Annotated in this window: 15 protein-coding genes and 1 pseudogene; 7 read left to right on the forward strand and 9 right to left on the reverse strand. The window is 43.2% G+C overall.

Annotated elements, in window-relative coordinates:
* Positions 1 to 95: 95 nt before the first annotated feature.
* The 6 genes from H6A28_RS13015 to H6A28_RS13040 all read right to left on the reverse strand — a co-directional run bounded on the left by H6A28_RS13015 (position 96) and on the right by H6A28_RS13040 (position 7,138).
* On the reverse strand, positions 96 to 329 hold the full coding sequence (locus tag H6A28_RS13015) for a hypothetical protein (protein WP_204480732.1): 234 nt from the start codon (positions 327 to 329) through the stop codon (positions 96 to 98).
* Between the two features lie 52 nt (positions 330 to 381).
* Positions 382 to 603 (reverse strand): hypothetical protein, encoded by a 222-nt coding sequence (locus H6A28_RS13020; protein ID WP_204480733.1) that lies wholly within the window; start codon positions 601 to 603, stop codon positions 382 to 384.
* A 140-nt stretch (positions 604 to 743) separates the two neighbouring features.
* Positions 744 to 2,417 carry a response regulator receiver domain gene (locus H6A28_RS13025; RefSeq protein ID WP_204480735.1) on the reverse strand — a complete coding sequence of 558 codons (1,674 nt, stop codon included), beginning with the start codon at positions 2,415 to 2,417 and terminating at the stop codon, positions 744 to 746.
* Positions 2,418 to 2,422: 5 nt separating this feature from the next.
* Positions 2,423 to 5,305, reverse strand: coding sequence for an ATP-binding protein (locus H6A28_RS13030; protein ID WP_204480736.1), 2,883 nt, complete (start codon positions 5,303 to 5,305; stop codon positions 2,423 to 2,425).
* Positions 5,292 to 6,359, reverse strand: a complete 1,068-nt coding sequence (locus tag H6A28_RS13035) for a DNA cytosine methyltransferase (protein ID WP_204480738.1) — start codon at positions 6,357 to 6,359, stop codon at positions 5,292 to 5,294. Before H6A28_RS13035 ends, H6A28_RS13030 begins: the two co-directional genes overlap by 14 nt.
* 167 nt (positions 6,360 to 6,526) lie before the next feature.
* Complete coding sequence (locus H6A28_RS13040) at positions 6,527 to 7,138, reverse strand: HU family DNA-binding protein (RefSeq protein ID WP_204480740.1); 612 nt, start codon at positions 7,136 to 7,138, stop codon at positions 6,527 to 6,529.
* Between the two features lie 279 nt (positions 7,139 to 7,417).
* Between H6A28_RS13040 and H6A28_RS13045 the strand changes: the two genes are divergently transcribed.
* The 4 genes from H6A28_RS13045 to H6A28_RS13055 are packed head-to-tail and all read left to right on the forward strand — an operon-like array spanning position 7,418 to position 11,864.
* The gene (locus H6A28_RS13045) at positions 7,418 to 9,187 is read left to right on the forward strand and encodes an AAA family ATPase (protein WP_204480742.1); all 1,770 of its coding nucleotides are present in this window, start codon (positions 7,418 to 7,420) and stop codon (positions 9,185 to 9,187) included.
* The gene (locus H6A28_RS15215; protein WP_239465366.1) at positions 9,187 to 9,660 is read left to right on the forward strand and encodes a TLD domain-containing protein; all 474 of its coding nucleotides are present in this window, start codon (positions 9,187 to 9,189) and stop codon (positions 9,658 to 9,660) included. Before H6A28_RS13045 ends, H6A28_RS15215 begins: the two co-directional genes overlap by 1 nt.
* The gene (locus H6A28_RS13050; RefSeq protein ID WP_239465367.1) at positions 9,657 to 11,315 is read left to right on the forward strand and encodes an LlaJI family restriction endonuclease; all 1,659 of its coding nucleotides are present in this window, start codon (positions 9,657 to 9,659) and stop codon (positions 11,313 to 11,315) included. Before H6A28_RS15215 ends, H6A28_RS13050 begins: the two co-directional genes overlap by 4 nt.
* A 12-nt stretch (positions 11,316 to 11,327) precedes the next feature.
* Positions 11,328 to 11,864: a very short patch repair endonuclease gene (locus H6A28_RS13055; RefSeq protein ID WP_204480744.1), complete on the forward strand. Its 537-nt coding sequence runs from the start codon at positions 11,328 to 11,330 to the stop codon at positions 11,862 to 11,864.
* Here H6A28_RS13055 and H6A28_RS15220 read toward each other — a convergent pair.
* Positions 11,851 to 12,273, reverse strand: a complete 423-nt coding sequence (locus H6A28_RS15220; protein ID WP_345944571.1) for a (deoxy)nucleoside triphosphate pyrophosphohydrolase — start codon at positions 12,271 to 12,273, stop codon at positions 11,851 to 11,853. The two genes, H6A28_RS13055 and H6A28_RS15220, sit on opposite strands and share 14 nt — an antisense overlap.
* 3 nt (positions 12,274 to 12,276) lie before the next feature.
* Positions 12,277 to 13,017, reverse strand: a pseudogene (locus H6A28_RS15225) (MBL fold metallo-hydrolase); the annotation flags it as partial.
* A gap of 75 nt (positions 13,018 to 13,092) precedes the next feature.
* Between H6A28_RS15225 and H6A28_RS13065 the strand changes: the two are divergent.
* From H6A28_RS13065 to H6A28_RS13075, 3 genes are all read left to right on the forward strand, one after another.
* On the forward strand, positions 13,093 to 13,584 hold the full coding sequence (locus tag H6A28_RS13065) for a DUF4112 domain-containing protein (RefSeq protein WP_239465368.1): 492 nt from the start codon (positions 13,093 to 13,095) through the stop codon (positions 13,582 to 13,584).
* Positions 13,585 to 13,628: 44 nt separating this feature from the next.
* The gene (locus tag H6A28_RS13070; protein ID WP_072542485.1) at positions 13,629 to 14,027 is read left to right on the forward strand and encodes an FKBP-type peptidyl-prolyl cis-trans isomerase; all 399 of its coding nucleotides are present in this window, start codon (positions 13,629 to 13,631) and stop codon (positions 14,025 to 14,027) included.
* Positions 14,028 to 14,104: 77 nt separating this feature from the next.
* A complete protein-coding gene (locus H6A28_RS13075) occupies positions 14,105 to 15,007 on the forward strand; it encodes a helix-turn-helix domain-containing protein (protein WP_204475948.1) in 903 nt (300 codons plus the stop codon).
* Between the two features lie 33 nt (positions 15,008 to 15,040).
* On the opposite strand, the gene H6A28_RS13080 is transcribed toward H6A28_RS13075, so the two are convergent.
* Complete coding sequence (locus H6A28_RS13080) at positions 15,041 to 19,198, reverse strand: hybrid sensor histidine kinase/response regulator transcription factor (RefSeq protein WP_204480746.1); 4,158 nt, start codon at positions 19,196 to 19,198, stop codon at positions 15,041 to 15,043.
* Positions 19,199 to 19,397: the final 199 nt, after the last annotated feature.

Here is a 19,397-nt window from a genome sequence, read left to right on the forward strand (position 1 = left end):
CAACCGGTGCTGACTGCAACATATAGGTTCAACAAAATAATAGCGACTGCAACTATTAGGTTTATAGTGACAGTCGCTATTGTTGTATATAAAGTTCAATACCTGTAGTTTAACGAATGCTTACCTTCATTGCCTGCCTGGATCAACTCTTCAGGAATACCTTCCACTTCTACAGGTACAACTTTCTTCTGTGTCTTCTTGAACCAGTCATAGAATGCCGTGTAAGGAATGTTGTTGCTAATACAGAATGAGTTGATGGAAACTCCTTTGGGTTCGCCCTCGGTCTTGTAGAGGAACCACAGTCTTTCAAAATCTTTTTCGCTAAACATAATCTTTCGAGTTTTAAGTTTAGCACGAAGGTAAAGGAAAGGGACATACTAGTCAATACGCCAATTTTGGAAGCTTACCTGTCCGAATCAACTCTTCCGGAATTCCTTCCACTTCTACAGGTACAACCTTCTTTTGTGCCTTCTTGAACCAGTCATAGAATGCCGTGTATGGAATATTGTTGCTAATGCAGAATGAGTTGATGGAAACCCCTTTGGGCTCACCCTCGGTTTTGTATAGGAACCACAGTCTTTCAAAGTCTTTTTCGCTAAACATAATCTTTCAAGTTTTAAGTTTAGCACGAAGGTATGGGAAAGAACCATGCTAGTCAATACGCCAATTTTGGAAGCTTACTATTATTCACATCGGGAAATACCACCTCTATTTCATACAATCAATTATCTGCCATAAAACTCTTACTGAATATGCGGTAAATCAACTCCAATTCTAAGGGCATGGTTAAAAATCTTATTTACAATGCGCTGGGCATAAAAATCTTTTAGCCCCCCAATATACTCTAATTGTATATCCTTATTTTCTATTTTAACAGTAATTTCCTCCTCAACATTAAATACATTATTTTCTATATAAATTGTCAAGAAGTTATCATTCCATTTAATAGCCTGATTTTCTGAAATGATAGAATAACAATTTTCTTTCTCAATATTTCGTAAAGCAGTGCTAAGTTTAACGTCATAAGTATTTCCATATGTAAAAGCATAGTTATTATGAATCTTCTTAGGATGTAAACAATCACAGCTTTGTGAAACACAAATAATATACTCCTCAAACTCAGCATTCCCAGATCCATCTTTAGAAATAGGATACAATTTCGTCTTCAATCTAAAAATATCTCCAGTTTTTATTTGGTGGCGCTCTTGATTTGATAATTTCTTTTTATCCACAAATGTTATAATCTTATTAAAGAGAGCTAATTCACAATCTTTTACTATATCTTTTTTCTCGTCATCACCTCTCCCAAAAAGGCTTTCTATTTTTCCGGTATCTATGTATGTCCTCATTGATTCCGCTATATCCTCTTTAATACACAACACAAGAAACTCAATGAGGTTATCAATATTTTTTTCTTCATAAGACTCCCAATGATGTAATAACATTCGATCAGTTATTCCACCTAAACCTTTTCCACCTATGCCTAATTCTTCAGAAAGTATATTCTTCAACATTAAAGACAACAACAATGTACGTTGATTTGGAATATTACAAATAGCATCTGTTACTTTTCCATAAACATCATCAGGAGTTATCTCTTTCTTCAAGACAAAAATGACAGTCCCATTAATTAAAAGATAATTTCTACCCAATATATGGACAGAGTATTTTTTTTCATCCACCCTGTGTAATATCTCTAAATTTTTACTAACAATCTCATAATATGTCAATAAAATATTTAAATCATCTTTTACTATATCCCTCAACTTCTTACAACATTCACGACTATCCTCTTGAGGGAACAAACTATAAATATAATGCTTAAATTCTTTAATTATACAGTCTTGCTCTTCTTTAGGACTTAGCGTAAAAGCTGAAACAATATCATTAAGTTTTTTCATAAAATCAGTTTCAACATCTTCTGCTTCTGATTTTTCCTCAACTATTCCCAATACTTCAAAAAATTTATCATTAATTTCCGCCTTGAGTTCATCAGATGTTTTCCTAATACAAAAATAAGCGTATATATTTAATAAAATATTATAATCATCCTGTTCGTTAGTATATATTGCTACCCATCTTATATACTTATTAGCAACTGCATTATCTAAAATCTTTAATGTGCTCTCATGCTTTATTCGGAAAGTAGCATCTAATTCCCAATCAAGAATCATCAAGTCTTTATGATTCAGCAAAAAGTCTTTATCGTTATCAAATCCATCATAACCTCGAAATTTATATATGTCAAGATCACATTTTCCATCTTTCCTAAATGAAATATACAATTCTTTTGAATCATCAAAATATTTCCGATTTTCAGGGATGTCACAATATGGAGACTCATATTGATCATCTATACAAATAGCTGAATTAATTGCATTATATATAACAGCTTTTTTATCTTCTGTACTTATCATAATTGTTATTTTTTATATGGCCTAATGACAAAACAAGCTCCATTTAACTTATTATACTCTTTGTCATTACTTGCGATAATATCCAGACCTATAGAATTCAAATTTCTTCTAGCTAAGTATAACCCTATTCCACGCCCATTAGATTTTCTTGTAAAAAATAAAGTAAATATATCTTCTAATAAATTGTCAGCTATTTTTTCACCATTATTCATTACAAGAATTTCTTCATTTTCAGTACAATATTCAATATATATCCTACGCTCAGAAACAGGAATCAGCCAATACAATGCATTATTTATTATATTGATAAATGTCGAATAAATCACCGATTCAAATGTAAAAAAAGTATAATTCTTAAAATCATCACTAGCATCAAAATTGACCTCCAAATCTCTAATTTTAGAAGCAAAAAACAATTTTAGAGATTCTAACAAATTCAAACCTGTAAAAGTCTTTTTTTGCCTACGTGACATTCTATATAGAGGCTGTAACATTTTATAATTAGCCTCCATATGCTCAAATGCCACTTTTAATTGACTATATTGATTTGATATTTCAGAATGATTTGCTGCATAATCTCCTAAATAACGAATAGATGCAGCCATTTGGGAATGGAGCACATTTAATTCATGATCTATAATTTCAGCAGAAATACCTAGTTGAGCCAATTCATCAGTAGCCTCCAACTTTTCTTCTAATTTTTTATGTTGTTCTTTATACCATCCAATTAAGACGTCATCATCTATATCAAAACTCAGATTTTCAATATGTGTAACAAATGATGAATATCTTGAATCAATTTGTGCTAAAATAGATTCTTTACTTGACAATATACACTCTATAGCCTTTTCATACTCTTCTTTTGTGTTTAAGGTACTAATCATATTTGAAATCTCTTCTTTAAATGAGTCACTATATGATTTACCTTCCTCCATAAAATTGTTACGAATATTTTCAAATGCTAAAGATGTACGTTTCACATATGAATTGACAGTAGTTGTTATTTCTCTTAATACTGCAAGATAATTGTTTTCATAATCCTTTCTAAGATTCTCAACATCAAATTTTTGCCTTACTTTTATTATTTCATTATCACAAGCAATCAATGACTTTATAATCTGATTATATACTCCAGTATATTCTGTATATTTTTTCTCCTGAATTGAACTTAATTTTATACGCGACGGCTTTTGTATTTTCAAACTTCGAAGCTGTTCTTTCTTTTGAGAAAGCAACTTCGCTAAATCCTGGTACTCATTATAAGTTGTTTCCAAAGATTTAGATTTCAATTCTAATTGGAGATGGAGTTCTATTATCTCATTCTGTAACTCAAGAATTTTTACTTCATTAGCTTTCAAGTCTGAATTTAACTTTGCTTTTGTCTGCTTAGCTTTTTTCTTTTCAGCCTCTAGAACTTTTTCATTTTTTCGAGCAATCTCATCCATTTGGATAGAATGAGCTGTGACATCATCCTTAGAGGAAGCAAAAAAGTTCTTAGCTATATCAGTAAAGAAATCTATTAAATTCTTTTTGAATTCTTTATAAGCTTTATTTTCTATAAGCCCTTCCCTCCCAGCTTTATCTGTAAGAGTTTTATTTTTCTCTCGCGTAATAGCTATATATCCATACATATTACGATGACTAAAGAAATAGTGCCCTGCACTTTTAGATCTACGTTCCTCAAATTTAAGGAAATCGTAATCTGTTCTACCATAAGGTAGGACCCTAAAATTATCTCTATAAATATATAGTCCTCCAAACTTCTTGGTTTTTTCATCCATGACGTCATATTCTTCAGGGGACAGCAATGAATATTTTTGACGTCCTTCAATTTCACCAAGTTCTATTTCAAATGGGCCATAAGGTGTTTTACCTGGCAATCGAACAGGTCTAAATTTATAAGAAAAGGTCTGTTTATAAACTCGCACAATACCATCAAAAACGCCATTTTCATTAAAAGATCCCTTTATATAATGGTCAGCCTTTTCAAAATCACTATGATCAAAAAAATCGCGAATTATATCATACTTACCATTTTCGTCCCTAATATTAAAAGCTGTATTAAAATCAGGCTTTTGCTGCATAAACAAATTATATATTCCACTGAGAGAACGTTTAAGTTCAGACAGTGTAGAATTATCATCATCATTAGCATTGTAATAAGCCAAATCTAAAAGTTGTTCATCAGGTTGAAAGATGAGAAAGCGTGTTCCATGTTTATCTTGCGAAAGAAACAAATCCTCTATTTCTTTTTCTATTACATTAGGAACTTTAACGGAAGTAACACTATCTACAATATTTTGATGCAAACTTTCTTGTTCACTCCAAGCACTGATATTATTTTGAAAGTTACTCAAAAATTCCAATTTCATAATTTGAAGATTATACCGAAATTGTTCAATATTTCTAAACTCAGAAAGAGGAATATTTACATCATCAACAAATAGATTATAATTTTCAAGAATTCGCCAATCCATTAAAAGCATTTGACAAGGCTCTTCTTTTTTTTTGGTTAACATCAACATTGGAGAACCTAAATATGCTACAGACAAACGACCAATACCTTTCTCACCCATAGGTGTTCTTGGGCTTAAATTAAAACGTTGTTCATCCGTTAAAAAAGTTTTTCCTCTTGATTTCGAATCTGTGCCTAAAACAATCCACTTTGTTAATATGTCATTTTGCGTCATACCGAAACCATCATCCGACAAACTAAAAATAGGAGATTCAACGTCTGCATAACCGGGTAAATACAAATCACAATTTAACTCTTTTGCATAAGCATCATATCCATTCTTCCATAACTCAGAAATAGCTGTTGGCAAATCTGCAATCTGACCTTTTCCCAATAAATCAACAGCTCTCGCTTTTGTTCTAAATTGTGCCATTGTACTTTTCTTTTAATTCATATAATAAAATTCCTAATCTTCTTGCATATTCAGGAGGTACCGCATTTCCTATAATTCTTGCATTGGCTAGAATACTATTTGCACAAAACTTATAATCTTTAGGAAAAGTCTGTAACGTAGCACCTTCACGTATAGATAATCCTCTATTCTCCGTTGGATGTGCAAAACGTCCACTTGTAATTTTTACAAAATTTGTGGTAATAGTAGAAGAAGGTTTATCCCAACGCAGTCTACCGTATACATCAGTAAAGCTATGATCTTTACCTACATAACATTTAAGTTGAAGAGCCGGGTCATCCTTCCACACCAGGCGTGAACCTCCATTCAAAGGAGTTATTTCCAACCTTTTAACATTGATTGGAGCTAATTTTGAAGCTGTATGCATAAATTCTGTTTCATCTTTATGTCCAGCTTCAATACATGGGAATCCATTCTCCGGGCCTATAAATTCGCATAATAAAGATGGCTTTTCATCTGGTTTAGGTAGCTCCACATCACCTAATCTTGAAGCAATAAGGGAAAATCTCTTCCTTGTTTGTGGAACCCCATAATAGCACATATTTACAATTTCAAATTTGTATAAATAATTTTTACTTTTAAGGAACTGTTCAAATTCAGGGAAAACGCTATCTGATTTAGAAAGAATGCCAGGAACATTTTCTACTAAAACAAATCCTGGATTATAATAATCAACAAACCTTATGAATTCTTTTAATAAATCCTTACTACCTCTTGATTTATTTTTACTTGTATTTATTATGCTGTAATACTGACAGGGACTACACCCTATCAATACTAAATTATCATCATTTCGTTGAATAGAAAAATGCTTTTCAAAATAATCAACTTCCAACTGTTTTATATCTGAATATACAAACTTTGAAGTTGGGTTATTTATTTCATAAGTTTCTTTACATTCTTTAGCAAAGTCAATGCCGGCAATTACATCAACACCCGATTGGCGAAGACCATACGTCATACCGCCTCCTCCACAAAAAAAATCAATTGCTTTTAATGAACAGCTATTCTTCATTATTGTTATTCAAAAATTACTTCGCAAATTTAACCTTTTTCCCAATTAAATTATTATTCCACACTGCAAAAAACTTTAACATATGGGCTTCTATTTTATTTAGTACAAATTCACACAATAAAATTTGTCAAAACATATTATCAAAATTATGTTAGCAAGTATCGAAATCAACCAACCAAACTGTCATATATACTCAAATACACCGGCTGAAACTTCGTCCCCGCATTCTTCAACACCCCTTTCTGCACCAGCTCCCGAATCACCCGCGTAGCCTTCGACTGGTTGAAACCCGTGAGCCGTTCAAAGTCGCGGCGTTGCAGGAAAGAATGAGTCTTGAAGAACTCCGCCAACTTCTGTTGCACTTCTTCTTCGTCCAACTTGGCAGAATGATGTGCCTCGTCCACCTCCCTCTCCAGATACACACTCCGGAAACGGTCAATCAAGTCTTTGTCGGGCGTGAACTTGATACTTCTCACCTCTACATCGTCGTCCTTCACATACTTCGGGTTAATGTCCGGCGCACATTTCAGGCTCAGACTGAAATACCCGATGCCGTCCAAGTGCACAGCGTACCCGTTGCTCAGGTACTCATAAAGTTCATCGTTCAGGGCCGTGATGACGGCAGCCACATCCGCCGGGGCCACGGTACATTTCCTGTGTATCGCCTCCCGGATTTCGCGGGTGGTCACCACATCCTTTGTAATCACTTTTGCATGCAGCTTCGGGGCAGCAATTCCGTCCTTTACCGGATTCTCAAACAAGTCAAATTTAATAGCCATAACCGTATCTGTTTTATCGTTTCACTCTTCCTTTCCAAACTCTTCCACAAAAATACCTCGACACGTAGCTGCCGAGACCTCATCACGAACGTGACGAGACATCCGCACGAACGTGTCAAGACCTCGTCACGTTCGTGTCGAGGTAAATTTACAAAATTTTTCAAGAAAAAACAATGATAAAGCAACACAAAAAAGAATATTTCTGTCATTTATTATTGTGTTTTATAATACCTTTGTAATTACATAACTCAATGAATTATCTATCAAAATAAAACCATTATGTCACAATATACACCACTCCACAAGAACGATTCATCCGAAAACGGACAAATACGAATAATAGATGAAGACAGGCTTTGCTATCTTGTAGAGTCTACAAGTAAAGGAGCATACGGTTTGCGCACTATATCAAAATCTCTCCTGAAAGAATATATCGACTATTTTGAGAAACACCCTGATGCTTCACCTACTGATGCTCGTAATGCCCTGTCTGGACTAACCCAAATTGATAAGTTTGAATATGGATATACTTCCACATTGACATTAATGGCCAAAATGGCTTTAGGAAAGGAGAAAGTCATCAATACTGCAACCAACAACAGAGTACCGCACAAAGACAAAAAGCCACACCAGATTATCTTTTACGGTGCTCCGGGTACAGGTAAGTCATACACCATTAATGAAACAACCAAGGATGAAAGCGTTATCCGTACCACATTCCATCCAGACAGTGATTATTCCACATTTGTCGGTGCCTACAAACCTACGACCATCCAAGTAACGATGCGTGACGTAGCTGGTCATAAGATTATCGAAGGAGGAGAAGAAGTCAAGGAAGACCGGATTGTATATGAATTTGTCAATCAGGCTTTTCTTCAAGCCTACATACAGGCATGGAAATTCTATGCAGAAACGGCTGAGGACGCAGAACCTCAAAAGCAATATCTCATTATCGAAGAAATCAACAGAGGTAATTGCGCCCAAGTATTCGGCGATTTGTTTCAACTTCTTGACCGAAATTCTACAGGATTCTCTGACTACCCCATCTATACAGACACCGACATGAAAAAGCAGCTTTTCAAAGCGTTCAATGGGCTTTCCATTCCTCAGTCGGAACGAATCAATAACTTATACAACGGGCGACAGATTACAGAACAAGTGCTGAAAGGAGAAATTCTGCTTTTGCCGAACAATCTTTATATATGGTCAACCATGAACACCAGCGACCAGTCACTCTTCCCTGTGGATTCAGCTTTCAAACGCCGCTGGGAATGGCAGTACATGCCTATAGGAAAAGGTTATGATGATAATGGAAACGAGCTGAACTGGAAAATCAGTGTAGGTACTAACGAATACGACTGGTGGTCATTCATCGAAAAAATCAATCTTCAGATTGGCTCAACCACTAATTCAGAAGACAAAAAACTAGGTTTTTTCTTCTGCAAAGCCGAAAACGGCTATATCAGTGCAGAAACTTTTGTGGGAAAAGTCATCTTTTATCTATGGAATGATGTATTCAAGGATTATGGATTCGACGGAACCATCTTCAAGGATACAGACGGAGGTACACTTTCTTTTGACAAGTTCTATAAGGCTGACAGAAGCGGTAAAGCTATTGTGCAGAATGAGAAGATTGACTTATTCCTGAGCAATCTGGGTGTTGAGGTTTCCAACAATGACCTTGAAGTAGATGCAGAAGAGAACGATGATGAGGGAATTGATAAAAATGGGAATAGCAGGCTGAAAGTTCGATTCCCAGATGGAACTGAGATTGTCGGAAAAACTCGTTTTGATGCCTATCTCAATACCATAAAGAAGATTGGAATGACACAAATAGCACCGATAATTCCAGATTTGAAATATTCACGTTTAGGCTGTCCAATAATAAGCTCCAACAAATATGAGAAAATAGAAAATAATACTGGAAAATATTCATACATTGAATCTGATGGTTTCTATTTCATAAAAGGAATGAATGGAAAAGCAATGTGCAATATTTTAAAGGCTATATCTAACAAATTAGGCCTTAACCTAAAAGTCGAATACTGATGAGAATTATCATAGAAGGACATAAATATCTTGCGGCAAGCGTAAAAGACATTCTCCATGGCATTGATGCCTTGGAAAATGTGGAGGGCTACGTGGTTCTGAATTACGTGGGTTATTTTTACAATACCCAACTGCACGACTGCGTATTTATCTTGCCCAAGGTTCTTCTGGAAGACATAGATGGGAAAGAAATGGTTTTCGGTAAATATAAGCCGGAGGACATCATTCATCTTGATAAAAACACCCAGCTTACCCAGAAGGAAAAGGACTTCATTTATGAGTTTTCCGTATGGATTTACCGCACGATTGATGTATTCAGAACAGATCGAAACAACCAGACGGACATCGTATATCACAAAAAGATTATTCAAATAGGAAAAGGCAGTCGCAGGTTAAGCAACACGTTCCTGGACATACTGCTCTCGCTTATCCAATTCAACAAGAACAACCGAAACTTTTTTTCTTCATCTTGAAAAACCTGCATTCAGGATACAACAAGATAAACTGGACACGTACCATAGGTACAACCACAGCCATCGTTCAAAACAATCGTCCTGTATACCTGAATCCGGTCAACAAAAAAAGGCAGATAAACTTTGACGAGGAACTTCTGATTATATTTTTCTCCATCCTGAACTACATCGGTGACCATTACGGATTTGCCAAAGAAATAGACTGCCACTTTAATCTGATCAAGGGGAAACAGTTTGAAACATACTTGAACGGAATCGGTAAAACACGCCTGCTGCAAATCAAATACAAATATTTCTCCGACAAGGCACTGGAATTATGGAATCTTTGCTATGCCTTTTTTGATGCGGCAAGACAGGTACAGATAAATACGGATTTGCAGGAATACCTGCTGGTAAAGAATTTCAACATCGTTTTCGAAGCGATTATTGATGAACTTATCGGTGACAAGAATATTCCTGACGGACTGAAGGAGCAGGAAGACGGCAAGTTGGTAGACCACATGTACACCTACAAGAGTCTGACAACTACCGAGGAACAGCCTATCTACTACATAGGTGATTCTAAATATTACAAGAGAGGCAATGTTATAGGTCGCCACTCTGTGTACAAACAGTTCACTTATGCACGCAATGTGATTCAATGGAACCTAAACCTCTTCATGAATGGCGAGGACGAGAAAGTCAACCTGTCCAAAGCAAAAGGTGTCTCCAAACTGCGGGATGACCAAACTGAAGGTTATAACATCATTCCAAACTTCTTTATCAGTGCCCGTCTGAATGAGGAACTAAACTACAAAGAAGAGTTGCAAATCACTGACAAACAGCACACTTATTTCTGTAACAAGCAATTTGACAACAGACTGTTCGACCGCGACACCTTGCTTGTATGCCATTATGACGTGAACTTTCTTTATGTGGTTTCTTTGTACGCCCGAAACAATACCCTACAAAAAGATTCATGGAAAGCCGCAGTCAGAGAGAAATTCCGACAGGAAATACAGAAAATGCTAGAAGATAATTTCCAGTTCCACGCCATGAAAGCTCGTAGCGGAGTAAACGCAGCATCCTATATCAAAGAGCACTTCCAGGAATTGCTCGGAAAGATTTATACTCCCTATCCAGAAAAAGACATTTATTCTCTGGCTCTCAGCAAAGACTTTCCAGATGAAAACAGGATTCTCCTGGATAAATTGGATGAATATTTTGTCATTCAGGAATGTAAAATGGGAGAAAATCCGAGACCGATGTTTGAACAGTATGATTCGGAAACACATAGCGCAATTCCAACGGAAATGGTAACCTCTGTAAAAAATGTGTTTACAGGACTTATCCGTGTCAAGGATGAGAATTATAAAACTTTCCGCACCCATCAGGCCCAACTATACACGATGGAAAAAATTCCGCCAACTAATCTGATTGAAGTCAAATACTTCCTGCCTATGGTGAGCGGAAAAATTGACGGCTTCTATCAAATAGAGAAACTACAGTTCGGCAGTTACAAAGACAAAGAAGGTAATACACAACCTTGCCTGAAGTTCAAGCTGGGGAAATATATTCATATCGGAGATACCTGGAAATCTATTTATGAGATAATGCGCCCGGGAGAGGTTATCTCCATTGAGGATGTAATCAAGATGTATAATTACATAAAATAGCAAAACAGAATCATGGACACCCTCTCTCAAGACCAGCGGCACAAAAACATGGCTGCCATTCACGCGGCCAACACCAAGCCGGAAATGATAGTCAGAAAGTACCTGCTCGCCCACGGATTCAGGTACCGGCTGAACCATCCGCGTCTACCAGGACGTCCGGACATCGTGCTGCGGAAATACCGCACCTGCATCTTCGTCAACGGATGTTTCTGGCACGGACATGAAAACTGCAAATATTACACTATTCCCAAAACCAACACGGAATTCTGGACACGGAAAATCACACGCAACATAGAACGTGACAAGCAGGTGCAGCAGAAACTGGCACAAATGGGCTGGCATTGCATGACGATATGGGAATGTGAGCTGAAGCCTCAGAAACGAGAGCAGACGCTACTGGCTCTGGAATATACGCTCAACCATATTTACCTGAAAGACCACGCCGTGAGCTACTCCATCGAGGAAGAAAAACCACTTATGGCTGCGGAAGATACAGAAGATACCTATCACACTACTCCCCCAACAAACAATCCAGTCACTCATGAATAAAGTTACGGCTGGAAGAAGCTAACTGACTCTTTATCTCCTCCACCACCCTCACATCTGCCGGAAGCCACGCTACACTCTCCAGCTCCTCCCGCTTCAGCCAAGCGGCATTCTCGTGCTCCTTCAGCACCAGGCTACCGGAAACCACCGAGCAAAGGTAGCAGTGCATGGTGAGATGGAACGACGGATACTCGCAGTCCACCGTGGTGAGGAAGGCATCCACCCGAATGTCCGTGTCCAGCTCCTCGCGGATTTCCCGCACCAGAGCCTCTTCCCTGCTCTCGCCCGGCTCCATCTTCCCGCCGGGGAACTCCCAGTAGTCCTTGAACTCGCCGTAGCCGCGCTGGGTAGCGAAGTACTTCCCGTCGCGGACGATGACCGCCGCCACCACTTCGATGCGCTTGCCCACCACATACGTCTCTCCTTCTTGCCGGATGCTCCAGAACGGGACGGACTTGGCGTCGGTGAACTCTTTCATCCGCCAGGCCGATTCGAAACCGCTGGCCACGAAGTGCATGGGCACGAACAGACCGACCTGAAACACGTCGAGAAACTGACGGGCCCCACGGGTGTAGCCGTTGCCGATGCGCCCGTCTACGGGGAACATTACCACGTCGAAACGGTCGGTGAGCTTGCGGATGTCTTTCAGCTCGCCCAGGTAACGTTTCTCTTCCTTCAAGGGGTCGATGTCCATGCCGAAATCGGGACTGTAGACCATACCTCCGTGGTAGTCGTCGGTCAGGAAGCGGGCGTACCAGTTGTTCAGGTCGCCGGCATGGAAGATGCGCTTGCCGCCGGTCTCAATCACCCACGACACGCCGCTGTCGGTGCTTCCGGTGGCGGCCACGTGCACCAGCTCGTCTGCCCACGTGGCCCCCTTGCCCAGCCAGGCGTCGGCTTCGTCCTTCTGCGCACGGCGGTGTTTCAGGATGTCTTTCGAAAGGATGTAGCGGAGGTCCGTCTTCGTGGTCCGCCAGGAGAAGATGTCGCGGTTGAAATGGTCTTCGTGGAAATGGCTGGAGAAAACGTACATCGGCTTGGGCGACCGCAGCAGACGGGGCATCACGCCGGCAGGGTCCATCCAATAATCAAACACGAGGATGCAGCGGTCGGTCTCGAGGGCAAAGCCGCTGTGGAAGATATAGGTGAGTTGCATAGGTTTCTTGAATAGTTTATGCAAAGATAGCGTTTTTGCCGGGATTTACTATCTTTGTACCTGACAAGCCACCCAATGAAGACTACAAGACAAAATATCCAACGTATGGAGTGGGAAACCGACCCGCTCTACCGACTGATCAGGACCATCAAGAACGTGATGGACCGGTATTTCCTGGACCCTCTCATCGGTCTGCTTTTTCCGACGGCGGGCGATATCTTCTCGTCTGTCATGACGCTGCCTTTCCTCGCCGTGTCCCTGTTCAGAATCAAGTCTATTCCTCTCACCTTAGCCATCGTCTACAACATGCTGACAGACATGCTGCTGGGCATCATCCCACTCTGGATTGGCGACTTGCTGGACATTTTCAGCCGCTCGTACACCAAGAACTTCCGGCTGATTGTGGGCTTCGTGGAGGGCGACCAGGAAATCATCCGGGAGGTGAACCGCAAGGCCGTACTCACCGCCGTGGGCATCCTGTTGCTGTGCGTGCTCATCTATTGGCTCGCCCAAGCGGTGGTCTACCTCAGTACGGAGCTGTGGGAATGGATTCAGGGACTGTTTTAACTTTCCGGGGAAAATCCGTACCTTTGTCCCAAAATCATTTGTAAATGGGAAAGAAAGAATACATGCAGGCCAACAAGGACTGGCTGGCCGAAAAGGCGAAGGAAGAGGGAGTACAGGCGCTCCCCAAAGGAATCTATTACAAGGTACTGGCTTCGGGAGCGAACGACGGCAAGCATCCCACGCCGCGGAGCATCGTCACCGCTCACTACACGGGATGGACCATCAACGGGAAGAAGTTTGACAGCAGCCGCGGAGGTGCACCTGCCGCTTTCCGCCTGAGCGACCTCATTGAGGGATGGATCATCGCGATGCAGCAGATGTGCGTGGGCGACAAATGGGAGATTTACCTCCCGGCAGAGATGGGCTACGGCAAATTCTCACAACCCGGCATCCCCGGAGGCTCCACCCTGATTTTTGAGATTGAATTGTTGGGGATAGCGTAAGGAAAGGCCACCAAGGGAATATTGCGGTTTCCAACAATAAATCGTAAATTTGCCAGAGAATAAACGGAGGAAAGACGATGAAAGAAGAAGTGATTGAACTGGATTCAGTGGAAAAATACAACCAGCTCTTCGGACTGGAGACCCTGCACCCGATGGTCAGCGTGGTCGACTTGTCGAAGGCTACGCGGTGGCCGCAGGAGTTTAAAGTCAACTATGGAGTGTATGCCCTGTTCCTGAAAGAAATCTGTTGCGGAGACATCACCTACGGACGCCAGCCCTACGACTACCAGGAGGGGACGATTGTCTGTTTCGCTCCGGGGCAGGTAGCCTCTTTCCGCATGAAGGAAGGTACGCTGCCCCAATGCCACGGACTGCTGTTTCATCCGGATTTTATCCGAGGCACGCAGTTGGGACGGGACATCAAGCATTACTCCTTTTTCTCCTACGAAACCCGCGAAGCCCTGCACGTGTCGGAAGACGAACGGCGCACGGTGATGGATTGTCTGCAAAAGATTGACACGGAACTGCGGCGTCCGGCCGACAAGCACAGCCGCCGCCTGATTACGGCCAACATCGGACTGCTGCTGGACTATTGCATGCGGTTCTACGAACGGCAGTTTACCACACGCGAGGCTTCCAACAAAGACGTCATCGTGCGCTTTGAACAGTTGCTCGACGAGTATTTCGACAGTCCGGCACCGCAGGAAGAGGGACTGCCCACGGTGAAATACTTCGCAGAAAAGGTCTTCCTCTCACCCAACTATTTCGGCGACATGATCAGCAAGCAGACGGGACGGACGGCTTCGGAATACATTCAGGGAAAGGTGATTGAAAAAGCGAAGGAATTGCTGCTTTCCACCACCAAGCCCATGAGCGAGATTGCCTACAGCCTGGGCTTCCAGTACCCGCAGCACATGAGCCGCATGTTCAAGCGGCTGGTGGGACACACCCCGAACGAATACCGGAGCCTGTGCGGATAAACTTATCCGCACAATATTTCTCTGATTGATTTATCACACCCCGGTCCCGGCCTCTGGCTGGGACTTGTTGTTTCCGCCCTGCCCGCTCTCGGCATACTTGGAAGGGGAAACACCGAACATGTCCGTGAAATGCTTGCGGAAGGTGGGCAGGTCGTTGAAACCTACGCGCTCGGCCACTTCCGTCACCGAAAGACTGGTTTCCATCAGCAGCAAGGCGGCCTTGGTCATGCGGATGTGGCGAATCAGTTCCACGGCCGAAAGGTCGGTATGCTGCTTCAGCTTGCGGTAGAGGGTGGCCAGGCTCATGTGAAGTTCCCCAGACAGCACCTTGACATTGAAATCGGGATTGCTGACATTCGCCTCGATGCAAGCCCACACCTTCTGCATAAATTCGCTTTCCGTGCTTTCCGCTTTCTCCGTCGAAGCTGACGCGGCAGACGAAGCATGCAGCAACGTACGGGTGTAAATCTGTTTCAGACGGCGACGCATGTCGAGCAGACAGGCCACTTTGGCCAGGAGCACTTCCGGATTGAACGGTTTGCGCAGGTAGTCGTCGGCTCCCCGTCGGGAAGCTTCCACACTGTCTTTATCCTCGGCCTTGGCAGTGAGCAGCAGAATAGGAATGTGGGCGGTTTCCTTCCGCTTGCGCAGTTCGGCACAGCAGGTGAACCCGTCCATCACGGGCATCATCACATCCGACAGCACCAGATCAGGCACCTGCTCTACGGCTGTTTTCAAACCCTCTTCTCCGTTTTCGGCTTCCAGCACCCGATACTGCTTCCGCAACAATTCGCACAAGTAGTGACGCATGTCGGTATTGTCTTCTATGACGAGCACCGTCTGACGGGCGGCAGATGGCTTTTCTTCCTTCGCCTCTGCAACATGTTCCGATGTCACAGGGAAAATCATTTCCGGTACAACAGAGGAGACTTCCGGAGCAACGGCGGCCGCTGAACCTTCTTCCCATGTACAATCGTCTTCTCTGAAATGCGATTTTCCTTCGGGCAGGTACACACAGAACAGGCTGCCCTTGCCCGGCTCACTGTCCACGGTCACCCGTCCGTGGTGCATTTCGACGATGTGTTTCACGATTTTCAGGCCGATACCCACATGCGTAGAAACAGCGGGCGCTTCCTTTCCAGTCACGAAAGGATCGAATATATGCTGCAACAGATCCGCATCAATGCCTTTTCCGGTGTCGCTCACCGACAGGCAGCAGAAATGCTCTCCGTCTATTTCTTTCCGTTCTACCTTCAGGTGGATGCTTCCTCCTTCCGGCGTGTATTTGAAGGCGTTCGAAATCAAGTTCTGCACCACCGACGAAAGCTTTTCGCGGTCGGCCCATACCGGCACACAGTCGGGCGCCAGTTTCCAAACGTAATCTATCTTCCGTTCGGCCGCCAGCGACTGGAACCCCTGCGCCACGTCTACCAGCAGGGCTTCCACATCCACCTCTGACAAACGGAGCTTTACCATCCCGGCTTCAGCCTTCTGCACGTAGAGCAGACGGTCGGTCAGAGTGTGTAGTCCTTCGGCATACTTGAACATCATAGACAGTTTGGCATAGGAAGGATTTGAGGCCGGCGTCTTGGACAGAAGCTCACGCAAAGGAGCCAGAATCAGGGTAAGCGGGGTACGCAGCTCGTGAGCCGCCATCGTGAAGAAATTCTCACGCTCCTTGCGGAGTTCAACTTCCTTGTTGCGCTCCATGTTCACCGTAAAAAGTTCATGTTCCAGCCGCAGTTCATACTGCACGCGCTTTTCTTTCAGCCGTACGCGGTGGATATAGACCAACAATATTCCCACCAGTCCGAAAGTAGCCAGCAGACGGAACCACCAGGTCTCGCTCCAATGCGGGGCAACCACGATGTCCAGACTGCTCACCTCTCCCTCACTCTGGTCCTGAAAGACTGTCTTTACCTGAAACGTATATTTGCCGGCTGGCAGACGGTCGTAGGAAATCTTATCACCCTCATCGGCCATAATCCAATCCTCCTGATACGGGTACAGGCGATAGAGGTATTTCTGCAGCTTATTCAGGTAAAGCAGGTTGGAGAACGAAAGCGAGAAATTGCGGTTGGCATGGTTCAGGTGTAGCTCCTTCGTGTAAAGTAAGGAATGTGATAATACCACCTGTCCGTTCACATGCTCGCCAATCTGTACCGAAGCATGGTTGACTTCCAAGTCGGTAAACACCACTCTTCCCTTCTCAATGGGATAATGAAACCGAAGCCGCGACGGACGGAAATAGGTCAACGTACTGTGGTTTCCCCAAAACAGACAATCTTTTCCAAAAAAGACAGAACGGTTGCTGCCCGAGATATAGAAATTGTAGAACGACTGTAAATGACGACTCAAACGGGAGATACCGGAATTGGAACCCACCCACAAGGAATGATCGCCGTCTTCGGCCAAAGTGGTCACGAAATTGCTGCACAAGCCCTCCTCGGTGGTGTAACGACATACAATGCGGTCTGCTTCTGGTGAACATACGCCGAGTCCGTTGCCGGCATACCCCACCCACAATTTCCGGTCGCTTCCCCATAGGAGTGCCCGCACTTCCACGTCCGTTACCGGCATGCCTGCTTCTTTTTCATAACCAGTATGCGAGCGCATCACCCGGTTTCCTTCCATCGTGAGGCGCAACAGGCCGCGAGCTGTACCTAGCCACAACGTGTGGGCATCACTACGAGCCAATGCCCGTACATGCACACGATTGGAAATCTGGGAATTCTTCCATTCCACCTTCACCGAAGTTCCTTTACGGAGATTCACGCGGTAAAGTCCGCTGCTGGTACCCGCCCAGGCCTCATTTTCCGACAGAGGCAACAGGCTCCACACCTCTGGTGATTTTCCTTTTTCCGGAACAATTTCCACCACCTGCCAGCTGCCGTCCTCTCCATAACGGAGCACTTTTCCACCCTGAGAGCCGAACCAAAGTCCGCCACGGACGTCTGCGGCACTGCACAACACGGTACGTACCACCGCCACGCCCGGTTCCACCGAGCGGAAATCCACGGGCACAGCCGCATCAAAAGGCCGCGTGCTGCGCAGCAGTCCCTTGTGGAAAGTGGCCAGCCAGAGGTAGCCTTCCTTATCCATCTGGATACCGCACAGCTCGTTGGAATGTGCCTGTGCATATTGCTGATAGAAAAGCTGGCGCAGGTCAGAAAACAGCACGCCCCCTCCTTCCGTTCCAATCCACAGCAATCCTTCGGGGTCGTAATAGCCGGTCACCATGCGGGTCTCGATGTACTGGTTACCGCTGTTCTCGAAAGAATGAAAAGCCCGCATCTTCAATTCCCGCTCCGGGGTCAATGTAAGCAGCGTATAGCCGTTCCATGTCAAGGCCATGTAGCGGGAGTCCCCCAGGGGCAAAAGCTGGAACACATCGTTGTGCGAGAGCTGTTCGTTGGGGTTGGCCGGATTGTAGCGCCAGTGATGCATCACACGGGTGGTCAGGTCGTAAGCATACAGTCCGTCGCCAATGGTAGAAATCCAAAGAAAATCGTCGCCCTGAAGAACGGAAGTAATCCGGACCTCTTCCGACATTTGCCGGACACAAAGGGTCATCATCCTCCTGGTTGTGCGGTCATAACGACAGACTGTTCCTCCCTTGCCGATACAATAAAGACTTTTCCCATCCTCGCCGACACAAAGTGACAGAAATTCACATGCCGGATTGGCCTCCGCTGTCGATTGCAGATGGACGAAGGCCGTATCTTCCCGAAAAGAAGCCTCAGCCAGGTCCATTTCCGAAAGTGCAGAACCGGTTATTCCCCAACAATGCCCATCGGAGGTTGCCACAAAACGGGTGAAGGCCACGGTCTGATTCCGCTCCTCGTTCCAAAGAGGAAGGAAGCGTTCCCGCTGCTTGTCGAACAGAAACAGGGTCTGCTCCGAACGGAGCAACAGATAATCCTTATTAAGTGAAACCACCTTCTCCACTGTGCGATGGGGAGCATCTGTGATACGGAAGGTCTTGAACGATTGCCCGTCGTAGCGGCTCAATCCGCTGCTGGTACCAAACCAGATAAAGCCTTCGGCATCCTTTTCAATGGAATGAATGTCATTGTCGGCTATTCCGTCGTTCATGTTCAGCACCTGAAAATCTTTTTCCAGCAACCTTTGGGCTCCAGACGGAAGCACGATTCCGACAAAAAAGAGGACTATAAGTGTGTAAATTTTCATTCTTTAGATTTAGCCTAGTAAACAAATGCAAAGAAAACAAAAATCCACTACAAAACATCCTCCACAAGGCAGAAAAAAAGGATTTTATCCCCTAAAAAGCACAAATAAGAAGAATACCCCCTATGAATGCAACGTTTACCCACCTTGACAAATCCTTTAAATTCATAGCTTTGCAAAAGGTGAAGACACCCAATTTATT

The organism is Bacteroides mediterraneensis, from assembly GCF_016900355.1.
GTDB lineage: Bacteria > Bacteroidota > Bacteroidia > Bacteroidales > Bacteroidaceae > Phocaeicola.